The organism is Variovorax sp. 679, from assembly GCF_003952185.1.
In the GTDB taxonomy this organism is placed as follows: Bacteria; Pseudomonadota; Gammaproteobacteria; order Burkholderiales; family Burkholderiaceae_C; genus Variovorax.
Genome location: NZ_RXFS01000004.1, coordinates 18955 through 42084 on the forward strand (window position 1 = coordinate 18955; position 23130 = coordinate 42084).

The 23130-nt window shown below is 69.7% G+C and carries 17 protein-coding genes; 12 read left to right on the plus strand and 5 right to left on the minus strand.

All coding sequences use genetic code 11. The annotated features are described in order from the left end of the window. The first annotated feature begins 47 nt into the window (after positions 1 to 47). The 3 genes from tagF to EJO71_RS10580 all read left to right on the plus strand — a co-directional run bounded on the left by tagF (position 48) and on the right by EJO71_RS10580 (position 5492). Positions 48 to 761, plus strand: a complete 714-nt coding sequence (gene tagF / locus EJO71_RS10570; RefSeq protein WP_125948676.1) for a type VI secretion system-associated protein TagF — start codon at positions 48 to 50, stop codon at positions 759 to 761. Between the two features lie 49 nt (positions 762 to 810). Then, the gene (locus EJO71_RS10575; RefSeq protein WP_125948677.1) at positions 811 to 2865 is read left to right on the plus strand and encodes a serine/threonine protein kinase; all 2055 of its coding nucleotides are present in this window, start codon (positions 811 to 813) and stop codon (positions 2863 to 2865) included. A 164-nt stretch (positions 2866 to 3029) separates the two neighbouring features. Beyond that, positions 3030 to 5492, plus strand: coding sequence for a hypothetical protein (locus tag EJO71_RS10580; protein ID WP_125948678.1), 2463 nt, complete (start codon positions 3030 to 3032; stop codon positions 5490 to 5492). Positions 5493 to 5643: 151 nt separating this feature from the next. On the opposite strand, the gene EJO71_RS10585 is transcribed toward EJO71_RS10580, so the two are convergent. Continuing rightward, entirely contained in the window at positions 5644 to 7389 is a 1746-nt protein-coding gene (locus tag EJO71_RS10585; RefSeq protein WP_125948679.1) for a phospholipase D-like domain-containing protein, read from the minus strand. A gap of 143 nt (positions 7390 to 7532) precedes the next feature. Next, entirely contained in the window at positions 7533 to 9077 is a 1545-nt protein-coding gene (locus EJO71_RS10590) for a YifB family Mg chelatase-like AAA ATPase (RefSeq protein WP_125948680.1), read from the minus strand. 214 nt (positions 9078 to 9291) lie between these two features. On the opposite strand from EJO71_RS10590, the gene EJO71_RS10595 reads away from it, so the two are divergent. The 9 genes from EJO71_RS10595 (at position 9292) to EJO71_RS10635 (ending at position 18618) form a co-directional block, all read left to right on the plus strand. Further along, complete coding sequence (locus tag EJO71_RS10595) at positions 9292 to 10170, plus strand: TorF family putative porin (RefSeq protein ID WP_125948681.1); 879 nt, start codon at positions 9292 to 9294, stop codon at positions 10168 to 10170. Between the two features lie 67 nt (positions 10171 to 10237). Next, on the plus strand, positions 10238 to 10576 hold the full coding sequence (gene glnK, locus EJO71_RS10600) for a P-II family nitrogen regulator (RefSeq protein ID WP_093206796.1): 339 nt from the start codon (positions 10238 to 10240) through the stop codon (positions 10574 to 10576). A 29-nt stretch (positions 10577 to 10605) separates the two neighbouring features. Continuing rightward, positions 10606 to 12042 carry an ammonium transporter gene (gene amt, locus EJO71_RS10605; RefSeq protein ID WP_125948682.1) on the plus strand — a complete coding sequence of 479 codons (1437 nt, stop codon included), beginning with the start codon at positions 10606 to 10608 and terminating at the stop codon, positions 12040 to 12042. Between the two features lie 190 nt (positions 12043 to 12232). Continuing rightward, positions 12233 to 13165 carry an SMP-30/gluconolactonase/LRE family protein gene (locus EJO71_RS10610; protein ID WP_125948683.1) on the plus strand — a complete coding sequence of 311 codons (933 nt, stop codon included), beginning with the start codon at positions 12233 to 12235 and terminating at the stop codon, positions 13163 to 13165. Between the two features lie 20 nt (positions 13166 to 13185). Next, positions 13186 to 14070 carry a LysR substrate-binding domain-containing protein gene (locus EJO71_RS10615; protein WP_125948684.1) on the plus strand — a complete coding sequence of 295 codons (885 nt, stop codon included), beginning with the start codon at positions 13186 to 13188 and terminating at the stop codon, positions 14068 to 14070. Between the two features lie 123 nt (positions 14071 to 14193). Beyond that, positions 14194 to 15696, plus strand: a complete 1503-nt coding sequence (locus EJO71_RS10620; protein ID WP_125948685.1) for an FAD-linked oxidase C-terminal domain-containing protein — start codon at positions 14194 to 14196, stop codon at positions 15694 to 15696. Between the two features lie 5 nt (positions 15697 to 15701). Continuing rightward, entirely contained in the window at positions 15702 to 16805 is a 1104-nt protein-coding gene (gene glcE, locus EJO71_RS10625) for a glycolate oxidase subunit GlcE (protein ID WP_125948686.1), read from the plus strand. Between the two features lie 16 nt (positions 16806 to 16821). Continuing rightward, positions 16822 to 18063: a glycolate oxidase subunit GlcF gene (glcF, locus tag EJO71_RS10630; RefSeq protein ID WP_125948687.1), complete on the plus strand. Its 1242-nt coding sequence runs from the start codon at positions 16822 to 16824 to the stop codon at positions 18061 to 18063. 114 nt (positions 18064 to 18177) lie between these two features. Further along, positions 18178 to 18618 (plus strand): carboxypeptidase regulatory-like domain-containing protein, encoded by a 441-nt coding sequence (locus tag EJO71_RS10635; RefSeq protein ID WP_125948688.1) that lies wholly within the window; start codon positions 18178 to 18180, stop codon positions 18616 to 18618. On the opposite strand, the gene EJO71_RS10640 is transcribed toward EJO71_RS10635, so the two are convergent. Genes EJO71_RS10640 through EJO71_RS10650 form a run of 3 tightly spaced genes read right to left on the minus strand, consistent with a single transcriptional unit; the run spans position 18608 to position 23035 of the window. Then, entirely contained in the window at positions 18608 to 20947 is a 2340-nt protein-coding gene (locus tag EJO71_RS10640) for a CHASE2 domain-containing protein (RefSeq protein ID WP_125948689.1), read from the minus strand. The genes EJO71_RS10635 and EJO71_RS10640 overlap by 11 nt on opposite strands. A gap of 20 nt (positions 20948 to 20967) precedes the next feature. Beyond that, positions 20968 to 22290: a FecR domain-containing protein gene (locus EJO71_RS10645; RefSeq protein WP_125948690.1), complete on the minus strand. Its 1323-nt coding sequence runs from the start codon at positions 22288 to 22290 to the stop codon at positions 20968 to 20970. 1 nt (position 22291) lies between these two features. Continuing rightward, a complete protein-coding gene (locus EJO71_RS10650; RefSeq protein WP_125948691.1) occupies positions 22292 to 23035 on the minus strand; it encodes a response regulator transcription factor in 744 nt (247 codons plus the stop codon). Between the last annotated feature and the right edge of the window lie 95 nt (positions 23036 to 23130).

Consider the following 23130-nt stretch of genomic DNA (forward strand, 5'->3'; position numbering starts at 1 on the left):
CGCGGTGTTCCTGGCATATGCCGCGATGTTGTCTTGAGGCATATGCAATGAACAGCAGCATTCCTCCGCAGGCCTGGGTGCCCGTCGATGAACAGATCGGCTGGTACGGCAAGCTGCCCGCCGCCGGCGACTTTCTCTATCGGCGCATGCCGCGCGAACTGCAGGCCTGGTGGGACCGCTGGATGCAGAACGGCCTGGGCAGTTTCAAGCGCTGGCCCGATGCCATGACGCGCCACTACGCGGTGGCACCGGTGTGGAACTTCGCGATCCCCGCCACGCAGGGCGTCGATGCCGTGCAGTTCGGCTGCATCGCGCCGAGCTGCGACCGCGTGGGGCGCTACTACCCCGTGTGCGTCACGCTGCAGGTGGCCGCGCGCAACTACCGCCCCTCGGTGCTCGAGGGCTCGGCCGCGTGGTACTGGCAGTGCGGCACCGCGCTGCTGCAGGCCATCCGCCACGGCGTGGCTCCCGACCAGTTCGACAGCCAGGTGCTTGCCGCGGGCCGTGCCGGCTTCCAGACCGCGAGCGGCGGTTCGGACGACATTCTTTCGATCCTCGGACCTACGGCGGGTAGCGCCGGCGCCCAGCAGCGCCTGGGCTGGCCCGAGCTTCCACTGTGCTTCGATCCTTTCGGCAGCACCAGCTACTGGTGGACCAACCAGGCCGACGGATCGCCGTTGCGTACCGCCGCCCACGGCGGCGGGCTCAACACACCGCTGTTTTCCAAGTTGTTTTCGCAGGGGCATGTGCCATGGGCATGAAGAACCAGACGCGCCATAAGAGCCACGGTCCCGCAGGAGGGAGAGAAGCATGACGACGACGCACGGCATCGGAAGCCCGCCGGCCGACACGCAGGACGAGCGCCCGCACCCGCTGGGCGTGAACCACCGGCTCGACGAGTTCGAGCTGCTCGAGGTGATCGGCGAAGGCGGCTTCGGCATCGTCTACCGCGCCTACGACCACTCGCTGCAGCGCGAAGTGGCCATCAAGGAATACATGCCCTCCATGCTCGCGCGCCGCGTGGGCGACAACAGCGTGCACGTGCGCTCCGAGCGGCTCACGGCCACCTTCCAGGCGGGCCTGCGCAGCTTCATCAACGAGGCGCGCACGCTCGCGCAGTTCAGCCACCCGGCGCTGGTGCGGGTGCATCGGTTCTGGGAGGCGAATTCCACCGCCTACATGGCGATCCAGCTCTACAAGGGCCGCACGCTGCGCCGCCTGGCGGAAGACGAGCCCGGCAGGATCACCGAGCAATGGCTGCTGGGCATGCTCGGCCCGCTGCTCGGCGCGCTCGAGACGCTGCACCGCAGCCAGTGCTTCCACCGCGACATCGCGCCCGACAACATCTTCATCCAGCAGGACGACCTGCCGGTGCTGCTCGACTTCGGCGCGGCGCGCAAGTCGATCGCCGACCTCGTCGACGAGGTGGCGGTGATGGTGAAGTCGGGCTACTCGCCCATCGAGCAGTACGCCGACGACAACACGCTGCTGCAGGGCGCGTGGACCGACCTGTACGCGCTGGGTGCGGTGCTGTACCGCGCGGTCACCGGCCATCCGCCGCCATCGGCCGTGGTGCGCAGCGTGCAGGACGCCTACGTGCCGCTGTCGTCCATGGGCCGCGACGACCTGAGCCCGGCCTTCTGCGCCGCCATCGACCACACGCTGGCCGTTCACAGCAAGGACCGCACGCAGACCGTGGCTGCCTTCGCCGCCGAACTGGGACTGGTGAAGCTCGGCGACATCTACGTGAACGGCATGAGCGCGCCGACGGTGATCATTCCCGCCGCGCCCGTGTCGGCGACGCCGCCGCCCCCGCAGCTCGCGCCGCAGCAGTTCTCGACGGTGTCCGCGCCGGCACCACTGGAGCCGCTGCCGGTGGCTGCGCCCGAACCCGCACGGGCTCCGGCGCCGGCACCCGCGCCGCGCGCCGTGCAGGAAGAGCGCGGCAAGGCGCAGGCGGCTCAGCAGAAGGCCGCGACGGTCGCGCAGAAGAAAAAGCTCAAGCGTCCGCCATGGGGCATGGTGGGCGTGCTGATGATCGCGCTGGTGGCGGTCGGCGCCTGGATCGGCCTGCGCCTGACTTCGGGCATGCAGCCGCAGGAACCCTCGAAGACCGCGATGGTGCCGGTGCCGCCGCCGGCCGAGCCCATGTCGAGCAATACCGCGCCGCCGGCTGTGATGCCGCCGGCAGGGGCAACCGGCACGCAACCGGCCACCGACGGCGTGCCACCGGCCGTGGCCGGCGGGGCGGCACCACTGCCTGCCGCGGCGGCCAGTGCACCCGCTGCCGCCAGCAACGGGCCGCTGGCGCCGCTGGAAAACGTTCCGGTCACTCCTGCTGCCACGCCAGTCACACCGGCCACGCCAGCGGCACCGCCCGAATCCGCGCTGGCCACTGCCGAGGCGGAAGACTGGAACCTTGCGCAAAGCGAGAACACGCGCGAAGGCTACGAGGCCTACCTGCGCCGCTACCGTCGCGGCCTGCATGCGCGCGAGGCGCGCGCTGCTCTCGCAGAGATCAACCGGGTCTCGCCACCCTCGGTGCCCGTCGCGCCCGGCACGCAACCGCCCGGCACCACGACCGTGGCGGGCGCGACGCCGGCAGGCACGCCTGGCGCCACGGCGCCTGCCGCCACGCCCGCGGCGGCGCCCGGCATGGGCCGCATCGTGTTCAACGTCCGACCCTGGGGCCAGGTGTTCGTCGACGGTGCCGACCGCGGCGTGAGTCCGCCGCTGAAGTCGCTGTCGCTGCGACCGGGCATCTACAACATCGAGGTGCGCAACGGCGACCTCGAGGTGTACCGCCAGCGCGTGACGGTGCAGGACAGCAAGTCCGCGCCCGTGGTGAGCCACGAGTTCAAGTAGGCCGCATCCGCTTCATAGGCCTTCGGCCGTAGCTCGCATCCTGCTTTTGCGGGATGGCGCGGCGCCTGCTTGCGTGGAAAGAATGCGTCTCCTCACGCGAAGGCCTCTCCAGCCTGCCTTCCGTGGGCATCACCGCAGCCGGCCATCGGCGCGCAGGAGAAGCCATGAGCGCAACAACAGGGGAAGAGCAGCAGCCGGAGCCCGGCACCGCGCGTGCCGAACGCGTGGCCGTGATCGCCATCCACGGCGTCGCGGACCAGAAGTCCGGCGACACTGCGCGCGCGATCGCCTCGCTGATGGTCAACACCGACAGCGCGCAGGTCCGCTACAGCCAGGGTGACTGCGACAGCTTCATCATGGCCGTGCCGCCGCTGAAGGCGATGGCGGGCAACCGCTCGGCGAAGCCATTGCCCCGGGGCTCGGTGCGCAAGGTCCAGCCGTCCAGCCAGGCGCCGGATTCGCTCGGCAAGGCCTTCGAGCAGTCGACCCGCTCGGATTTCCTGCGCGACGAATGGATCGTCAAGAGCAGCAATGCGCCGAACGCTCCGGTCGTCGCGTCCGGTGGCGGCGCGTCGCCTGGGAGTCGCGCGCCAACGCCGAAGAAGATGATCGCGGCCGACGCGGGCATTGCCTTCAGTGACTACCTGCTCTCGAAGTGGAAGGGTGCGGACAACGACGCCTACGAAGCCACCCGCATCCGCATGACCCGCACCGCATCCGGCGCGGGCGCGCCACCGCAGCAACAGCAGGTGGACGTGCACGAGATGTACTGGGCCGACTTGTCGCGGTTGTCCGGCGCGCTGCCGCGCATCGTCACCGAGCTCTTCACCATCGTGTTCCGACTGTCGCTGCTCGGGCGCGACGCGGTGGACCGCGCCAGCGCCGACGCCGGCCACAGGGAGCCGACCGGGCAGCCGCCCCGGCGCTGGACCTGGCTGACGAATCTGCAGCGAGGGCTGGACTGGGCCTTCTCCAATCTGCTGGCCAACCTGTTCTCGCAATTGCTGCTGATCGGGCTGCTGGTCCTGGCGTGGGGCGTGGCCGAGCCGCACACCACCGTGCTGCGCACGGTGCTGGCCGTGGCGGTGCCGGTGCTTGCGGCCTGGTGGTACTGCTACCGGTATGCCGGGCGGCCCGCGAGCCGGCTCGCTGCCGTTGTCTGCGCGGCCGGTGCGGCCGCGCTGCTGCACGTCGTGCCGGCGCACTGGGTGGTGGGTGTGGGCTGCCTGGCGCTGCTTGCGCTGCTGTTCGACTATGTCCTGCGCGTGGCGGCTGCCCGCTTTCCGGCGATGCGTGCGGTGGGCCTCGTCTTCCTGGCGGTCACGGCGCTGGCGCTGCTGGGCCACGTGATCGCGGAAGTGCTCGCGTCCAGCGGCCAGGCCGATCTCCACAGCTGGGTGCGCGGCGGCATGCGCGCATTCGAGTACATGCTGTTCGGGATCGTGATCTGGTGGGCAGTCGCGGTCGTTCCCTTCCTGCTCTGGTTCGTCTGCGGGCAGCTGGCCGCGCGGGACGGCGACGCCGCGCGCGGCAGCGTGGCGACCGGGCGGCTCGGACTGATGGTGTCGATGGCTTCGTTCGTGGCGCTGTCGATGGCCATCTGGGCCCTGCTCACCACGCTGGTGGAGTTCGGCACCGCAAGCACCTCCTATTGCCCGCTGATCTTCGACGTCGGGACGGACTGCTTCCCCAAGGGCTCGACATTCCTGCACCTGCGCTACCTCCGCAGCACGGAGACCTTCGTGCTCGCTGCCGGCCTGACGCTGGCGTTGCTGCTGTACATGATCGTGGTGCTGGTGCCCAGCGTGCTCGCGGAGATCAGGAGCGGAGTGGGCACGGCGCAGAACCTGGGGCGCTGGCTCAGCGGCGGCTATCGCCGCCTGGAGATCGTCGTCACCGGGCTGGCTGCGACGAGCGTGGTCGTGGCCGCGGTCGTCGGGGTGGTCCTGCTGCTGGCGCGCTGCGGCATCCTGCCGAAGGACCTGGTCGGCGGTGCGTACATCGCGTGGCTGGGGCCGGTGTCGGAGCAGGTGCTCAAGCCGCTGGTGCTCAGCGCCGCCACGGCGGCCGCGGCGCTCTCGGCCTTCGGCGGCGTGCTGTCGCGCTACGTGCCGTGGCTGCGGCTGCCGCTCGACGTGGCGCTGGACGTGGACAACCATTTCCGCGAGTTCCCGCGCAACGCCATTCCGCGCGCCCGCATCTTCTCGCGCTACGTGGCGCTGCTCGAGCACCTGGCGGCGCAGAAGTACGACCGCATCGTGATCGTGGCGCACAGCCAGGGCACGGTGATTTCGGCCGAGCTCCTGCGCTACCTGCAGCACCGCGCGCAGTGGCAGGCCGATGCGGGCATCGACGACCGCGTCACGCGGCTGTGGCCGCGGCTGCAGGGCCGGATCCACCTGCTGACGGCGGGCTGTCCGCTGCGCCAGCTGTATGCGGAGCGCTTCCCGCTTCTCTATGCATGGGTGGGCAGGACCACCGCGCCGGGCAGCAGCGGCCCGCTCGCTTCCGACGTCGGCGCGAACCGCTGGGTCAACCTGTACACCACCGGCGACTATGTGGGACGCTGGCTGTGGTGCGATCCGCCGCCGGCTGTCGACACCGTGGGCGGCCACGCGACGCTGTAGAACCCGGCCCCGGTCTCCGCGCCGATGGGGGGAGTCCAGCGCGACGTGTGCGTGGGCATCGGCGCGCACACGCACTACTTCGAGCAGGGCGGGGCCTACGCGGCGCGCTGGATCGATGCGATGGTGAGCTGACGAAGGCGGGGAGTCGTCGTCAGGCGAACAGCTCGCGGTCCACGGCCTTGCGCGCGTCGGTGTAGTACTCGGACCACCAGGCCTTCTCTCCTGCCTTCTTCGGCGGTGGCGCGAGCTGCAGCTTCTTTCGCGCCTTGCGCGCTTCCTGCTGGGCGACGCGGAAGTGGTAGTGGTCGAAGATGCGCAAGGCCTCGACCACATACGACACGGCGATGCGGCGATCCTTGATGAGCAGCAGGTTCTCTCCGTTGGACGTGTCGGCCGCGCCGGAGAAGTTGTAGGAGCCCATGTAGACCCGCGCCGTCGGCTTGTCGAAGTCGATCACGACGAACTTGTGGTGCATGCGCGTGCCGCCGCCGCCCGTCGGTTCCGACTTGAAGGGCTCGGGCACGTGGCTCGTGAGCGCGGCGGGCTGGATCATCGTCACCGAGCCGTCGGGCTTCTGCAGGTCGATGCCTTCCGTTTCCGGCGCCTTGCCCGCCAGCGCTTTCACCGCGTGATCGGAGATGCCGTACGAGAACACCTTCTTGTCGCGCTTGATCTTCTTGACGGCGTTCTGTATCGCGCCCGGCGTCTGGTAGAGAAACGCGAGCGAGAAGAACAGGCTCGACGTCGTGTTGCCGGCGATGTCGTCGGCGATGGTGTCGAGCACCGCATTCTTCTTCGTGCGCGGCGAGAAGCCGATCTGCGCATCGATGCCCTTGAGGCCCAGCTTCTGCCACGTGGCGGATGCCGTGGCACCGAAGGTCGCCACCTGGTTGTCGCTGGCCCAGTAGTCGTCGAACGCCGCCATGAAGACTTTGACCACGCTCTTGCCGCGCAGCACGATGGCGTTGTTGTTCTGCACGAAGAAGCCGCGCCACGAATGGTTGGTCGAGCCGCAGACGGCCGCCTGTGTCCTGGGCCCGTCGACCACGATGGTCTTGTTGTGCTGCAGCTTGCCCATGTGCTGGCGCTTCACGTTGGCCTTGCCCGCGGACTTGATCAGGCGCCTGGCGGCCTGGCTTTCGCCCGAGGTCGATTTCCCGTGTGCGCCGTCGTCGTCGATGACGATCTGCAGCCGGCTGCCGAGCTTCTCCAGCCGCGAGACGATGCCGGGCTCGTTCAGGTCGTACACCACGGCGCGGACCTGGGCCTTCTTGTCGGCGATCGCCTCGTCGAGCACTTCGAGAATGGCGCTGCGCGCCTCGAAGCCCATCCACGCCAGCGCCTCCTGCGCCTTGGGGTGCGTGGGCTTGAAGGTCAGGCCCGCTTCGGCCTTCGCGGGCAGCAGCTGCGGCACGGCATCGGCACCGTACTTGTCGACGAAAGCCTGCGACGACACGAAGCCGCGCGTGAACGTCACGTTGAGCTGCTTGGGGTAGGTCTCGCGGCGCAACTCGATGGCGGCCTGCTGGGGCTCGCCGTAGCTGAGTTCGCCGGCGGCGCTCATGAACACCGGTGTCACCTTGTAGACGAACTCGCCCTCGAGTTCGGCGTTTCTCGGAAAGTGGACCCAGCGGAATTTCTGGATCGGCGAGAACCGCGTCGACAGCCGGTTCGCATTGACCGAGCCGTCGTCCCCGGGGAAGGCCAGGCGGTTCTTCAGGCTGAAGAACTTGATGCCACCGGGTTCCTTGTATTCGATGGCGAAGCCGACGAAGTCCTTGGGCGGCTTGCCTTTCTTCCAGTTCATGGCCACGAGCGCCATGCCGTCGCCGCGATGAAGCTTGAGCGTGAACAAGGCGAGCTTGTTCGTGCCGCTGACCTGGAATTCACCTGCCATGATGACTCCTCCGGTGATGGTCGTTCTCTGCCGGGATCCTCGCGATTTGATGCGATGCGATCCCGTCCCTCTCCGACGTGGCGCGGTTATAGATGAAAAGCGCGGGCGCAACAACGGTATCGACAGCAGGCCGGCACGTACGCTCAGGCCGCGCCGCGCAACGCCCTGCGGTACTGCACCGCCTCGGCCAGATGCTCCACCTGCACGGCTTCCGACGACGCAAGATCGGCGATCGTGCGCGCCACCTTCAGTGCGCGGTGCGTGCTGCGCGCTGACCATCCGAGCTTGGCCGCAGCGTTGAACATGAACTTGCGGGCCGCATCGTCGAGCGCCGCATGGAGATCGATCGCGCTGGCTTGCAATGACTGGTTCGCATGGCCCTGGCGCCGCATCGCGCGCTCGCGCGCGGCGACAACGCGATTGCGGATGCTGTCGGTCGATTCGCCCGCCGGCGCTTCGAGCAGAAGCTGCGCCGACACAGGGGGCACTTCGATGTGCAGGTCGATGCGGTCCAGCAGCGGTCCGCTGAGCTTGCCCTGGTAGCGCGAGACCTGGTCCGGCGTGCAGCGGCAGGGCCGGGCCGATGAGCCCAGATAGCCGCAGGGACACGGGTTCATGGCGGCCACCAGCTGGAATCGCGCCGGGAATTCGGCGCGCCGCGCGGCCCGCGCGATGGTGATCGTGCCGGTCTCCAGCGGCTCGCGCAGCGCTTCCAGCGCGGAGCGCGCGAATTCGGGAAATTCGTCAAGGAAGAGCACGCCATGGTGTGCGCGCGAGATTTCTCCGGGCCGGGGCGGAGAGCCGCCGCCCACCAGCGCCACAGCACTGGCAGTGTGATGGGGCGCGCACGTAGGTCGCACCTGCCATCGCTCGGTCGCGAAGCGCCCGCCAAGGCTGGCCACGGCCGCGCTCTCCAGTGCTTCGTCGATGTGCATCGCCGGCAGCAGGCCCGCAAAGCGCTGCGCGAGCATCGACTTGCCCGAGCCCGGCTCGCCCACCATCAGCAGGCTGTGGCCGCCCGCGGCCGCGATCTCGAGCACGCGCTTGACGCCCGAGTGTCCCTTCACCTCGGACAGGTCGGCGTATTGCGGCGGGCTCGCGTCGGGCGAGGCCTGGATGCGGGCCCAGCCGTCGTCCGGGGTGTCGGGCAGCTGGGAGACGGCGTCGTCGCCAGCCACGAACTGCCGCACCACGTCCAGCAGATGCTTCGCGCCGTACACCTCGCCGCCGGGCACCAGCGCGGCCTCCTGCGCACTCTCCAGGGGCAGCACCAGCCGCGTCGCGACGCCGCGCGTGTGCAGCGCCAGCGCCATGGCCAGCGCACCACGAACGGGCCGCAGTTCGCCCGACAGCGACAGCTCCCCGGCGAACTCGTGGCCGGCGAGCCGGGCGTTGTCTATCTGCCCGCTGGCCGCGAGGATGCCCAGCGCGATCGGCAGGTCGAAGCGTCCCGAGTCCTTCGGCAGGTCGGCCGGCGCGAGGTTCACGGTGATGCGTTTGTTGTTCGGAAACTCCAGCCCCGCGTTCTGCAGCGCCGAGCGAACCCGCTCGCGCGCCTCCTTGACCTCCGTTTCGACCAGTCCGACCAGCGTGAAGCTGGGCAAACCGTTCGCAAGATGCACCTCGACAGTGACACTGGCCGCTTCAAGGCCCAGCAAGGCGCGGCTTTGCACCAAAGACAGTCCCATTCCTCTCCCTCTCCCCAATATGGTGCGCCTGTTGGTGGCATTCCCGCGGTGGTGCGGCGCACCGTTCATCTGCAACCACCCGCAACAGGGGTTGTAACGATTTGGCGCTCACCCTCGGTGCGGGCCCCGTCGCAAGGGGTGCGATTCGTGCACTTTGGCACGCTCCCTGCTTTGAACCCTCCGGTCCAACAACACACTTGCGAGGAGTTCCCTGATGACGCACCGTACCGCCGCCCAGGCGCTGATCGTTCTGGCCACCGCATTGACCGCGTCCGGCGCGGCCCTGGCGCAGACTGCAACGACCGACGCCGCAGCAGCGCCTGCGGCAGCTCCCGCCCAGAACCTGACGGGCAACGTGTCGATCACCACGAACTACAAGTTCCGTGGCCAGGACCAGGACATGATCGGCAAGAACGACTACGCCAAGACCAAGGGCTTCAAGCCCGCCATCCAGGGCGGCCTGGACTACGCCTTCGGCGACAGCGGCTTCTACGTGGGCAACTGGAACTCCAGCGTCAACTGGCTCAAGGGCAACAGCATCGAGATGGACGTGTACGGCGGCTACAAGTTCAAGGCCGGCCCGCTGGACATGGACGTCGGTGCGCTCAGCTACATCTACCCGGGCAATTCCTCGGGCAACACCACCGAGCTGTACGTCGCGGGCACCTACGCCAACGAAACCCTCGGCTCGTTCACCGCCAAGTACTCGCACACCGTGTCGAAGGATTACTTCGGCTACGCCGGCAACAAGGCCGGTTCGGGCCTGAAGGGCACCAACACCGGCTACCTGAACCTGTCGTACAGCAAGGAGATCGTGCCCAAGGTCACGCTGAAGGCAGCTGTCGGCTACACGAACATGTCCAGCGACATCCGCAGCCTGGGCTACAAGAGCTACGTCGACTACAACGTGGGCGCGAGCTACGACTTCGGCAACGGCCTGTCGCTGACCGGCTCGATCCAGGGCGCCAACAAGAAGAGCTCGTACCTCGCGGTGGCCAACCCGGGCGTCGACCTCGGCTTCGGCCCCATCGGCCAGACGACCTACTCGCCGAACAAGGCGCGCTTCATCCTCACGCTGACGAAGACGCTGTAATCCACACAACAACGAGGTGCGGCCCAAGCTGCCGCGCCATTTCATTTCCATCCGAAGGAGAAAACTCATGAAGCTGGTCACAGCCATCATCAAACCGTTCAAGCTCGACGAAGTGCGCGAAGCACTGTCGGCCATCGGCGTGCAGGGGATCACCGTCACCGAGGTGAAGGGCTTCGGCCGCCAGAAGGGCCACACCGAGCTCTACCGCGGCGCGGAGTACGTGGTCGACTTCCTGCCCAAGGTCAAGATCGAGGCGGCCGTCTCCGACGACCTCGTCGATCGCGTGATCGAGGCGGTCGAGAGCGCTGCGCGCACCGGCAAGATCGGCGACGGAAAGATCTTTGTCTACAACCTCGAACAGGTCGTTCGCATCCGCACCGGCGAAACGGGCCGCGAAGCCCTCTGATCGAGTCCTGGCCCGAAAGAACAACGACTATGAAAAAACTGCTTGTCTCTCTTGCGCTCGGCTTGAGCGTGCTGGCCGCCGGTACCACCGGCTTCGCGCAAACCCCCGCTGCGGCCACGGCCGAAGCACCGGCCGCATCGGCACCTGCCGCCGCGGCACCCGCTCCGGCTGCGGCGCCTGCAGCAGCGGCCCCGGCCGCCGCCGAGGCTGCTCCCGCCGCCGCACCCGCGGCCCCCGCTCCGAAGATCGACTCCGGCGACACCGCCTGGATGCTGACTTCGACCCTTCTCGTGATCCTGATGACCATCCCCGGCCTTGCGCTGTTCTATGGCGGCCTGGGCCGCTCGAAGAACATGCTGTCGGTGCTGATGCAGGTCTTCGTGATCTTCTCGCTCATCAGCATCCTGTGGGCCATCTACGGCTACAGCCTGGCCTTCTCGGGTGACGGAAACTTCTTCGGCACCTTCGACAAGATCTTCATGAAGGGCATCACGCAGGAAACCTTCGGCGCGCTGACCACGATTCCCGAATACGTGTTCGTCGCCTTCCAGGGCACCTTCGCGGCCATCACCGTGGCGCTGATCGTCGGCGCCTTCGCGGAACGCGCCAAGTTCTCGGCCGTGCTGCTGTTCTCGGTGCTGTGGTTCACCTTCAGCTACGTGCCGATCGCCCACATCGTGTGGGGCGGCGGCCTGCTGGGCAAGGACGGCGCGCTGGACTTCGCCGGCGGCACCGTGGTGCACATCAACGCCGGTGTGGCCGGCCTCGTGGGCGCCTACATGGTCGGCAAGCGCGTCGGCTACGGCAAGGAAGCGTTCACGCCTCACTCGCTCACGCTCACCATGGTCGGCGCCTCGCTGCTGTGGGTCGGCTGGTTCGGCTTCAACGCCGGCTCGGCTGGTGCCGCCAACGCCGTCGCCGGCCTGGCTTTCATCAACACGGTGCTCGCCACCGCCGCCGCGGCCCTGTCGTGGATCCTGGGTGAGAGCCTGCACAAGGGCAAGGCCTCGATGCTGGGTGCGGCATCCGGTGCCGTCGCCGGCCTCGTGGCCGTCACGCCCGCCGCCGGTTTCGTCGGCCCGATGGGTTCGATCGTGCTGGGCCTGCTGGCCGGCCTGGTCTGCCTGTGGGGTGTGGGCGGCCTGAAGCGCATGCTCGGTGCCGACGACGCGTTCGACGTGTTCGGCGTGCACGGCGTGGGCGGTATCCTGGGTGCCATCCTGACCGGCGTGTTCGCTGCCAAGGGCCTCGGCGGCACCGGCGGCGCGACGCCCGACACCTTCGCGATGGGCGCTCAGGTCTGGATCCAGATCAAGAGCGTGGCGCTCACCGTCGTGTGGTCCGGCGTGGTTGCCTTCATCGCCTACAAGATCGCCGACCTGACCCTCGGCCTGCGTGTGTCGGAAGAAGAAGAGCGCGAAGGCCTCGACATCTCTTCCCACGGCGAAACCGCATACAACCGTTGATCTGCCTTGGCGGGCATGCCTTCGGGCAGCCCGCCATCGAATGAATGACCACCACCACTTACAAGAAGAATTCTCCGTAACGAGTTTTTCAAGCGAGGTCTCCTTTGGATGTTCAGCCCGCGAGCGCTCCGGCGCCAGCGGGCTTTTTTTTGCCCATCGCCGCGATGGCCGGGGGCACAATCGCGACACCATGTGGACCTCCATCGAAGACAGCCTCTGCGAGCTCGGCGAATCGCCGTTCTGGCATCCCGAAGAACGATCGCTCTACTGGCTCGACATTCCCGGCCGCGCGGTATTGCGCACGCGCGGCGAGATCGGCTCCGCCAATGCCAGGGTCGAGCGATGGCCGCTGTCCACCGAGCCCGGCTGCATGGCGCCCGCGCGCAGCGGCGGCCTCGTGATCGCGCTGCGCGATGGCATCTACCGCGCGCGCGAATGGGGCGGCGAGCTGGTCGCGATGGCGCGCGTGGAGCACGACGTGCGCACCATGCGCTTCAACGACGGCAAGTGCGACGCGCTGGGCCGCTTCTGGGGCGGATCGCTCAACGAGGCGAAAGACCGCGCCAACGCCGCGCTCTACTGCTTCGACGCGCGTCCCGACACCGGCGTCTCGCCCACGCTCTCGCAGATGGCCAACGAGTCCACCACCGCCAACGGCCTTGCCTTCTCGCCCGATGCCCGCACCCTCTACTGGGCCGACACCGCCGCGCACGTGGTGTGCGCATGGGACTGGGATTCGGAGGGCAACTCGCTCTCTCATGCCCGCGTGTTCCACCAGTTCGACGCCAAGCCCGAAGGCTGGACCGTCGACGCGCCGCTGGGCTACCAGGGTCGTCCCGATGGCGCGACCATCGACGCGCAGGGCCACTACTGGGTCGCCATGTTCGAGGGTGCTCAACTGCTGCGCTTCGCGCCTTCGGGCGAGATCGTGGCCTCGATGCCCGTGCCCGTGCAGTGCCCGACCATGCCCTGCTTCGGCGGCGACGACCTGAAGACGCTGTTCGTCACCAGCGGCCGCAAGGGCCGGCCCGCCGCCGAGATCGCGCAGCGGCCCGCCTCGGGCACGGTGATCTCGATGCGCGTCGACACGCCCGGCCTGCCCGTCAGCTTCTTCGCCGACTGAGAGCGGACCTTCGGGCGCGCATGGCCCTGCAGCACATCCCTCCGATCCAGTGCCTGCTGACCTTCGAGGCAGTGGCTCGTCTTCGCCACGCGGGCCGCGCGGCCGATGAGCTGTGCGTCACGCCCAGTGCGGTGAGCCACCGCATCCGGCAACTCGAATCGCATGTCGGCTTCAAGCTCTTCGGCCGCGGCGACTTCAGCCTCACTGCCGACGGCGCCGCCTATCTCGCGAACGTGCGCACGGGGCTCGCCGCCCTGCAGGCGACACCCCTCGGCGGCAGCGCGGCACAGCGCGCCACGCGCCTGCGCATCGCCGTCACGCCCACCTTCAGCCGTCAGTTCCTCATGCCGAGGCTGGAGCTGTTCCGCAACATCTACCCCGACATCGAGCTGGTGCTGCAGGTGTCGATCCCGCTGCTCGACGTGACGGCCGAGCAGGCCGACCTGGAGGTGCGCTACGGCCCCGGCGGCTATGCCGACTGCGAGCACCGGCTGCTGATCGAGGAGCAGGTGGTGCCCGCCTGCAGCCCGAGCTACCTCAACGAGTTCGGCCCCTTCACGGGCTTCCGCAGTGCGGCCGAGATCGCCGCCGCGCGGCTGATCCGCAGTCCGCTCGAGCCCTGGGGCACCTGGTTCGCGAGCTGCGGCATCGACCAGCCCGAGCCCGTCATCGGCTCGCAGTTCAACGACCTGGGGCTCATGTACGACGCGGCCGCCAGCGGCTTCGGCGTGGCGCTGGTGCGGCAGAAGCTGGGCGCGGAGTGGTTCGAATCGGGGCGGCTGGTGGCGCTGTCCGACCAGGCCGTGGTTTCGCCGCACCGGCACTACATCTGCTGGCAGCCGGGCACGCTGGAGCGCTGGGAGTGCGCGGCCTTCGCCGACTGGCTGGGGCAGAGCCTGCGCTGAATCGGGTCCGCGAAGTTCTTTCAAGCACCCGGCAAAAATCCATCAACCCGGGGCGGCCGGAATGTCCGTAGAGTGCGGTAAACACGAGACATCCCGCGAGCAAGAAAGAAAAGAGGCCGCCGCATGAACGCGCCGCTGACCCCCACGCAACACGATTTGCTACAGAAAACGGAGCGCCAGTCGCAGATCGTGCGCGCGCTGCAGGCGCACCTGCCGGTGCACGCGCTGATCTGGCACGCCGAGGACACCACCCCCTACGAATGCGACGGCCTCACCGCCTACCGCGCCCGCCCGCTCGTGGTGGCCCTGCCCGAGACCGAGGCGCAGGTCGCGGCCGTGCTCAAGACCTGCCACCAGCTCGGCGTGCCCGTGGTGGCGCGCGGCGCGGGCACCGGGCTGTCGGGCGGGGCGATGCCGCACACCATGGGCGTGACGATGTCGCTCGCCAAGTTCAACCGCATCCTGAAGATCGATCCGGTGAGCCGCACGGCCGTGGTGCAGTGCGGCGTGCGCAACCTCGCCATCAGCGAGGCCGCCGCGCCCTTCAACCTCTACTACGCGCCCGACCCGTCGAGCCAGATCGCCTGCACCATCGGCGGCAACGTGGCCGAGAACTCGGGCGGCGTGCACTGCCTGAAGTACGGCCTCACGCTGCACAACGTGATGCGCGTGCGCGGCTTCACGGCAGAAGGCGAGCCCGTCGAGTTCGGCGGCGAGGCGCTCGACGCGCCCGGGCTCGACCTGCTCGCGCTGGTCATCGGCAGCGAAGGCATGCTGGCCGTGACCACCGAGGTCACCGTCAAGCTGGTGCCCAAGCCGCAGCTCGCGCGCTGCATCATGGCCAGCTTCGACGACGTGCGGAAGGCCGGCGACGCGGTGGCCGCGGTGATCGCGGCCGGCATCATCCCCGCAGGGCTGGAGATGATGGACAAGCCCATGACCGCCGCGGTGGAAGACTTCGTGCGCGCCGGCTACGACCTCGACGCGGCCGCCATCCTGCTGTGCGAATCCGACGGCACGCCCGAGGAGGTGGAAGAGGAAATCGGCCGCATGACCGAGGTGCTGCGCGCATCCGGCGCCACCGCCATCGCGGTGAGCAGCAGCGAGGAGGAGCGCATGAAGTTCTGGAGCGGGCGCAAGAACGCCTTCCCCGCCTCGGGCCGCATCAGCCCCGACTACATGTGCCTCGACTCGACCATCCCGCGCAAGCGCCTGGCCGACATCCTGCTGGCCATCCAGGAGATGGAGAAGAAATACAACCTGCGCTGCTGCAACGTGTTCCACGCGGGCGACGGCAACCTGCATCCGCTGGTGCTGTTCGACGCCAACGACCCCGACGAGCTGCACCGCTGCGAGCTCTTCGGCGCCGACATCCTGGAGACCAGCGTCGCGATGGGCGGCACCGTCTCGGGCGAGCACGGCGTGGGCGTGGAAAAGCTCAACAGCATGTGCGTGCAGTTCACCGCCGCCGAGAACGAGCAGATGTTCGGCGTGAAGCGCGCCTTCGACCCCGAGGGCATGCTGAACCCCGGCAAGGTGATTCCCACGTTGCAGCGCTGCGCCGAGTATGGCAAGCAGGTGGTGCGCGGCGGCAGGCTGCCGCATCCGGATCTGCCGAGGTTCTGATGGCGATGGACAACGCACTGCATCAGATCGTCGAGCGCATCCGCGCCGCGGCATCCGACGCCACGCCGCTGTGCATTCGCGGCGGCGGCACCAAGGACTTTTACGGCGAGACGCCGCAGGGCGAACTGCTCGACATGCGCCCGCTCGCCGGCATCACCAGCTACGAGCCGAGCGAACTCGTCGTCACCGTGCGCGCCGGCACGCCGCTCGCCGAACTCGAAGCGGCATTGGCGGAAAAGGGCCAGTGCCTGCCGTTCGAGCCGCCGTGCTTCGGCAGCGGTGGCACGGTGGGCGGCATGGTCGCCGCGGGCCTGAGCGGCCCGGCGCGCGCCGGCGTCGGCTCGGTGCGCGACTACGTGCTCGGCGCCACGCTGGTCAACGGCCGGGGCGAGGTGCTGAGCTTCGGCGGACAGGTGATGAAGAACGTCGCGGGCTACGACGTCTCGCGCGTGCTCGCCGGCTCGCTCGGCACGCTGGGCGTGATCGCCGAGGTCAGCCTCAAGGTGCTGCCCGTGGCGCCCGCCGAGGCCACGCTCGAATTCGCGTGTGGCCAGGCCGACGCGCTGCGGCTGCTCAACGAATGGGGCGGCCGGCCGCTGCCGCTGAACGCGAGCTGCTGGTTCGAATACGCCGGTGCGGGCGCGCTGTACCTGCGGCTGCGCGGTGCCGTGGCGGCCGTGGAAGCCGCCTGCGAACACCTGGGCGGCGAGCGCAAGGACAACGCGCGTGCCGCAGCCGACTGGCAATTGCTGCGCGACCAGCAGCTGCCATGGTTCGCCACCGGCGAGGGGCCCGATGTGCTCTGGCGCGTGTCGGTGCCGCAGACCGCGCCGGTGCTTTCCATCGATGGTGCCGCGCCGCTGATCGAATGGCACGGTGGCCAGCGCTGGTACAAGGCGCCGCCGTCGGGGGCCGCACGCATCCGCGAGATCGCACGCGCGGCAGGTGGCCACGCCACGCTGTTCCGCCTGCCGGGCTCGGACCCGCAATCCGGAGTGCCGCGCTTCGACGCATTGAGCGCACCCGTCGAACGCATCCAGCGCGCGCTGATGCGCGAGTTCGATCCGCACGGCCTCTTCAATCGCGGCCGCCTGCTCCCCGCCACCTGAGAACAAGAACAGAGACATGCAAACCGAGCTCGCCCCCGAATTCCAAGGCACCGACGAAGGCCGCGAGGCCGAGGCCATCCTGCGCAAGTGCGTGCACTGCGGCTTCTGCACCGCCACCTGCCCGACCTACCAGCTGCTCGGCGACGAGCTCGATGGCCCGCGCGGGCGCATCTACCTCATCAAGCAGGTGCTGGAAGGCAAGGCGCCCACGCGCAGCACGCAGCTGCACCTCGACCGCTGCCTGACCTGCCGCAACTGCGAGAGCACCTGCCCGAGCGGCGTGCAGTACGGCCACCTGGTCGACATCGGCCGCAGGATCGTCGACGAGAAGGTGCCGCGTCCCGCGATGGAATCGGCACAACGCTGGCTGCTGAAGGAAGGCCTGCCATCGCCGCTCTTCGGCCCCGCGATGAAGCTCGGCCAGTCGGTGCGCGGCCTGTTGCCCGAGGCGCTGAAGGCCAAGGTGCCCGCAAGGCAGGAGGCCGGCGCATGGCCGACCGCCACGCACGCGCGCAAGGTGCTGATGCTCGCGGGCTGCGTGCAGCCGTCGATGATGCCCAACATCAACAGCGCCACCGCGCGCGTGCTCGACGCGGCCGGCATCCAGGCGGTGGTCGCGCCCGAGGCCGGCTGCTGCGGCGCGGTGAAGTTCCACCTGAACGACCAGGACGGCGGCAAGGCGCAGATGCGCGCCAACATCGACGCGTGGTGGCCGTACGTGGAGCGCAACGAGGTCGAGGCCATCGTCATGAATGCCTCGGGCTGCGGCGTCACGGTGCGCGAGTACGGCCACATCCTGCAGCACGACGCGGCCTATGCGCTGAAGGCCGCGCGCATCAGCGAACTCACGCGCGACCTCAGCGAGCTGCTGCCCGATCTCGTGCCCGCGCTGAAGGCCCGCGTGAAGGCGCCCGCCGGCGTGGTTGCCTACCATCCGCCGTGCACGCTGCAGCACGGCCAGAAGCTGCGCGGCGGCGTCGAGACGCACATGCGCGCGCTGGGCTTCGACATGCGCGTGGCGATGAACGAATCGCACCTGTGCTGCGGCTCGGCCGGTACCTACTCGGTGCTGCAGCCGGAGCTGGCCTATCCGCTGCGCGACCGCAAGCTGGGGCACCTGAAGCAGCTGCAGCCCACCACCATCGCCTCGGCCAACATCGGCTGCATCACGCACCTGCAAAGCGGCAGCGGCGACACGCCGGTGCGGCACTGGGTCGAGCTGCTGGACGCGGCGCTGCTGCCGAACCCCAAGGCCTGATCGAGGGGTCTGATCGCAGGCATCGTCGGACAAGCGGGAGGGGGTTGGTCCGACTCGCGCGGAGCCGGTTCGCGGCGCATCATGGCTGCACCGAATCTGCAAGGAGCAAGCGCCATGTCCCACCTTCCGTTCGCATCACTCACTCCCGGTACGCTGCGGCGCGTGCTGCTGGCCTGCGCCTGCGCGGGCGGTGCGGTGGCCGCGCAGGCCCAGGGCGCCATGCCGCCATGGCAGGGCGCGGGTGCGGCGCGCTATGTGTGCGGCGGCATCGGCTCCGATGAATCGACCGCCATGCGTTCCGCGATGAAGGAGCATCCGCTCGCGCTGCTGTTCGCGCGCGCCGACGGCGCCTACATGGCGAACGTCGACGTGACCATCAAGGGCGGCGACGCCAACAACGCCGCTGCGCTGGCGTTCCGCGCCAACGGCCCGGTCTGCCTGGTCGACGTGCCGAACGGACGCTACGTGATCGATGCCGCGGCACCCGGCGGCGCGGTGAAGAGCCAGACCGTGACGGTGGGCGGCGGGCCGAAGACGGCCGATTTCAGGTTCTAGGCAGCGTCAGTCTGAAGGTGGTGCCCGCACCTGGCGCGCTCTGCGCCTCGATGCGGCCGCCATGCCGCCGCACGACCGCGCGCACCACCGAGAAACCGAGGCCCATGCCGCGCGCGGCGCGCACCGCTGGGGCGCTGCCTGCCGCCGGTTGCGACGCGGCCCGGTCTTCGCGGACCACCGCCGCACGCTGGCCGCGCGGCGTGGCCAGCAGGGCCTGCAGCTGCTGCGGCGTCATGCCCGAGCCCTGGTCGCTCACGGCGATGCGCACCGCGCCTTCTTCGTCCACGATGTCCATGCGCAGGCTCACGCAGCTGCCGCGCCCGCTGTGCCGCACGGCGTTGTTCAGCAGGTTGACGACGGCGCGGGTCAGCAGCGAGCCGTCGGCGCGGATCATGGTCTCGTCGGCCTCGTCGAGCTGCGCCTCTATGCGCACGCCGTTGGCCTGCGCGTAGGGCCAGACCTGGTCGCGCGCGTCGAGCAGCAGCGTGCCCACGTGCGTCTCGGCGAAGTGGTAGTCGCTCGACTCGGCCTCGGTGAAATCCATGAAGCCCTCGGCGAGCGACAGCGTGCGCTCGGCCTCGCGGCGGATCGCGCGCAGCAGGGTGTCGGCGGTGTCGTGCGGCCCTGAAGCTTCGTGCATCGACAGCAGGCTCAGGATGGTGACCTGCGGGCTGCGCAGGTCGTGCGACAGGAAGCGGCGCCACTCGTCGCGCTGGCGCTGCGCCTCGCGCTCGGCCGTGAGTTCGGGCAGCACGATCACCCAGGCGCGGTCTTCCGGCGCGGGGCCGCCGAAGGCCGCGGCCTCCAGGCGGAACACGCGGGCCTCGGGCGTGGCGTACTCGGCGCGCAGGCGGTCGGTCCAGTGCGTGGCGAAAGGCGCGTCGGCGCGTTGCGCGGCGGCCATCGGGGCGATCAGCCCGGGCAGCGACACGCCGCGCAGCGCGCCGGAGTGCTCGCTTTCCGGCGCCGGCCGCATGCCCGCGCCCAGCAGCCTGAAGGCCGCGGCGTTGCCCGAGCCGATGCGCCCCTGCTCGTCGCAGATCAGCATCGCCACGGGCATGGCGTGCATGGCCTCGTCCATCAGCTTCTGCATGCGCCCGACGCGCGCGATGGCCCGGTCCAGCGCCTGCCTGGGGCGGGCCACTGGATCAGCCATGCGCGGCCCGGGTGCGGGCGGCACTTCGAAGGCGCCGGCAGGAAGCGCGTCCAGCGCCTGCGCGCGCTGGCGGAAATAGGCGAACTGCGACTCGAGCCGCCGCCAGCTCCACAGCAGGTAGAGCACGAACAGCCCGAAGATCGGCGCTGCCGGCGGCAGCCACCATTGGCGCCACAGCATCGCCGCGATGCTGGCGATCAGGCAGCCGGCTGCCAGGCCCAGGGTGACGGGCAGCGCATGGCGCGTCATGCGGATCAGCAGCCACAGCGCGATCCACAGCGGCGCGACAGTCCACAGCGCCCGAGCGAGCGGCGGCAGCTCGCGGATGTTGCGTCCGTTCAGCAGGTCGTCGATGGCGTTGGCGTGCAGCTCGATGCCGGGCAGCACGCCGCGGACGCCCGCTCCGGGCGCGAGTGTCTGGTCGCCGAGGCCGGGGGCGGTCGCGCCCACCAGCAGCAGCTTGCCGCGCAGCAGCCCGGCGGGCACCTCGCCGCGCAGCACGCTCGCGTAGGAAACCGTGCGGTAGCTGCCGCGCGGACCGGCGAAGGCCATGTGCAGCGGATCGAGGCGCTGCCAGCCGCCGGCCGGCGCAGGGGTGGCCGGCACGCGATCGACCATCAGCGCCCCCACGTAGGGCTGCAGCTGTCCCGCGAAACCTTCGCGCAGGTAGATCGTGCGCGCCACGCCGTCGACATCGGGTGTCACCCCGGCGTGGCCGATGCCGCGGGCTTGCGCCGCGAAGGCCGGCAGCGGCGGCAGGAAGCCCGGCCATGCGCCGGCGGCCGACGCCAGCGGGCTCGCGTGGAGCAGCGGCAGGTAGACGGGCAACGCAGCCATCGCCCGTGCCAGCCGCGCGTCGTCGGCAGGGTCGGCGCTGGGTTCGCTGAGGAACAGGTCGAGCAGCACGGCGCGCGGCTCGGCTGCGGCCAGCCGTTCGAGCAGGCGGGCGTGCGTCTCGCGCGGCCACGGCCAGCGGCCGATCTCGCCGAGGCTGCGTTCGTCGATGGCGACGATCAGGATGTCCGGCGTCGCCTCGTGCGAGGCCAGCACCAGCATGCGGTCGTGGATCGACGCGTCGAGCTGCAGCAACCCCGGGCGCTGCGCGAGCCAGAGCAGCGCAAGCGGCAGCAGCAGCGCCATCAGCAGCCGTTCGATGACAAGGCGCGCGCGCATCGTCGCGTGATGCGGGGCGGTCAGCGCGCCGGCATGTCGAAGCTGCCGCCGTAGCCGACGGGTGTGCCCTCGCTGTCGCCTTCGCGCACCCGCCAGTAGTAGCGGCCGTCCTGCGCCAGCGGGCCGACTGCCATGCCGGTGGCATAGACGGCGGGCGTCTGGATCAGCAGCAGCGAGAAGTCGGCGTTGCGCGAGAGTTCGAAGCTGTAGCGGCGGCCGGCAACGCCGGGCCAGCGGATCTCGACGCGGCCGTCGGGCATCGCTGCCGCGGTGCCCGTGCCTTGTTCGCGCAATGCGCCACCAGCGCTGGGGGTGGACGGAGGCAGGTAGACGGTGCCGTCGCCCGGCAGCCCCTCGAGCTGGCTGGCATCGAAGGCCGTGAGGCGCAGCTGGTAGAAGCCAGGCTCCAGCCCCGGCGGCAGCGTGAACGCGGGGCCGGGTCCGCGCTGCTCGTGCACCGGCAGCAGGAAGCGCTCGTCGCGTGCGAGCTGCAGGCGGTAGGTCTGCGCGCCCGGCACCGGCACGAGCCTCAGCGTGCGGTCGCGCCGGGGGGCGGTCTCGGCCGCGAGCTGCGGCGCGGGCAGCAGGGCCCGGGCCTCGGCGGGTGCGTTGTCCGTCAGCACCGCGCCGCTGCCCGCGCGCAGCACGAGCTGCTGCCGGGCGGTGACGTCCTTGCTGACCACCACTTCGCCCTCGATGACCTCGCCGGTCAGCAGGCCGTTCTCGTCGCGCACGCGGAAGTGGGTGCCGCGCACGCCCAGGCCGATGGAGCGCGCGCGGATCTCGAACTGCTGTTCGGGCTGCTGCTTCTGCACCTGCGATTCGACGCGCCCCTCGATCAGCCGCAGCCGGACCGTGCGCGCGTCGATGGCCTGCACTTCCAGCGTGCTGCGCGAGGGCAGCACCGTGCGGCTGCCGCCGGGCAGGCCGATGGTGACGAAGGCGTCGCCGCCGGTGACCAGCACGTCGCCCGGCTGCACCGGCATGCCCGGCGCGAGCGGCTGCTCGGCACCGCCGCCCCGGCGGCGCCAGGCGGTGCCTTCCACCGCCGTGATCACCGCCGCGCCTTCGGGCACGAGGCGGCCATCGGCGAAGTACAGCACCTTGCCGGGCTGCAGCAGCCGGGGTTCGCCCACGTTGTTGCGCTGCTGCACCTCGGGCCAGCGCTGCGGCGACTGCAGGCTCTGGCCCGAGATGCCCCAGAGGGTCTCGCCGGGCTGCACCACGTGCGGCGTCTGCGCGGAGGCCGTAGAAGCAACTGCGAGCAGCACGCCGGCGGCCAGCACCCGGCGAAGCGAATGCAGCAGCGACGGGGCATGCCGCGTGCGGGCCGCCGTCGTCATCTCAGGATTCCTCCGGCTGCCGTTGCAGGGCTTCGAGCCGGTAGCCGCGCCCGTACACGGTGCGCAGGCTGAGTCCGCGCTCGGCGTCCAGGCCCAGCTTGTTGCGCAGCCTGTACATGTGGCTGTCCAGCGTGCGCGAGGGCAGCTCCTCGCCGCTGTAGCCGGCGCTTTCCAGCAGGTGCGCGCGCGAGACGATGCCGCCCATGTGCTGGAACAGCGTGAGCGCGAGCTTGAATTCGCGGTCGCTCAGCATGTGCTGCTGGGGCGGCGCGTCGTCGGCGGGCTCCGCGTGGACCCGCACGCAGTGCGAGCGCCGGTCGAACTCCCAGCGGCCGAAGCGCTCCGAGTCCGTCTGCACGGCCGGCGTGCGGCGCGCCAGCAGGCGCTGCACGCGCGCGCCCAACTCCAGCGGCCGGAAGGGCTTGACGATGTAGTCGTCGGCACCGGAGCTCAGCGCCTGCACCACGTCCTGCTCGGAGACGCGCGAACTCAGCATGAGCACGGGCACCGGGTCGGCCTGCCAGGTGCGCATCCATTTCAGCAGCTCCACGCCTTCGAGGCCCGGCACGTTCCAGTCGAGCACCAGCAGGTCGAAGCTCTCGCGGCGCAGCACGTTCTGCAGCAGCGCGCCGTCGGAGAACGTGGCGCAGCTGACCGTCGTGTCGCCGACCGTGAGCAGCTGCTCCAGCGTGCGCACGAGGTGCGACAGCTGGTCGGGGTCGTCTTCGAGGATGGCGATGCGCATGGCTCAGTGGGTCTGGCGGCGGATTCTGACAGTGAACCCGCGCGCCGAATCTGACAAATCTACGCCTTGGCCCGGCTGCGGAATCGTCGGCGCCG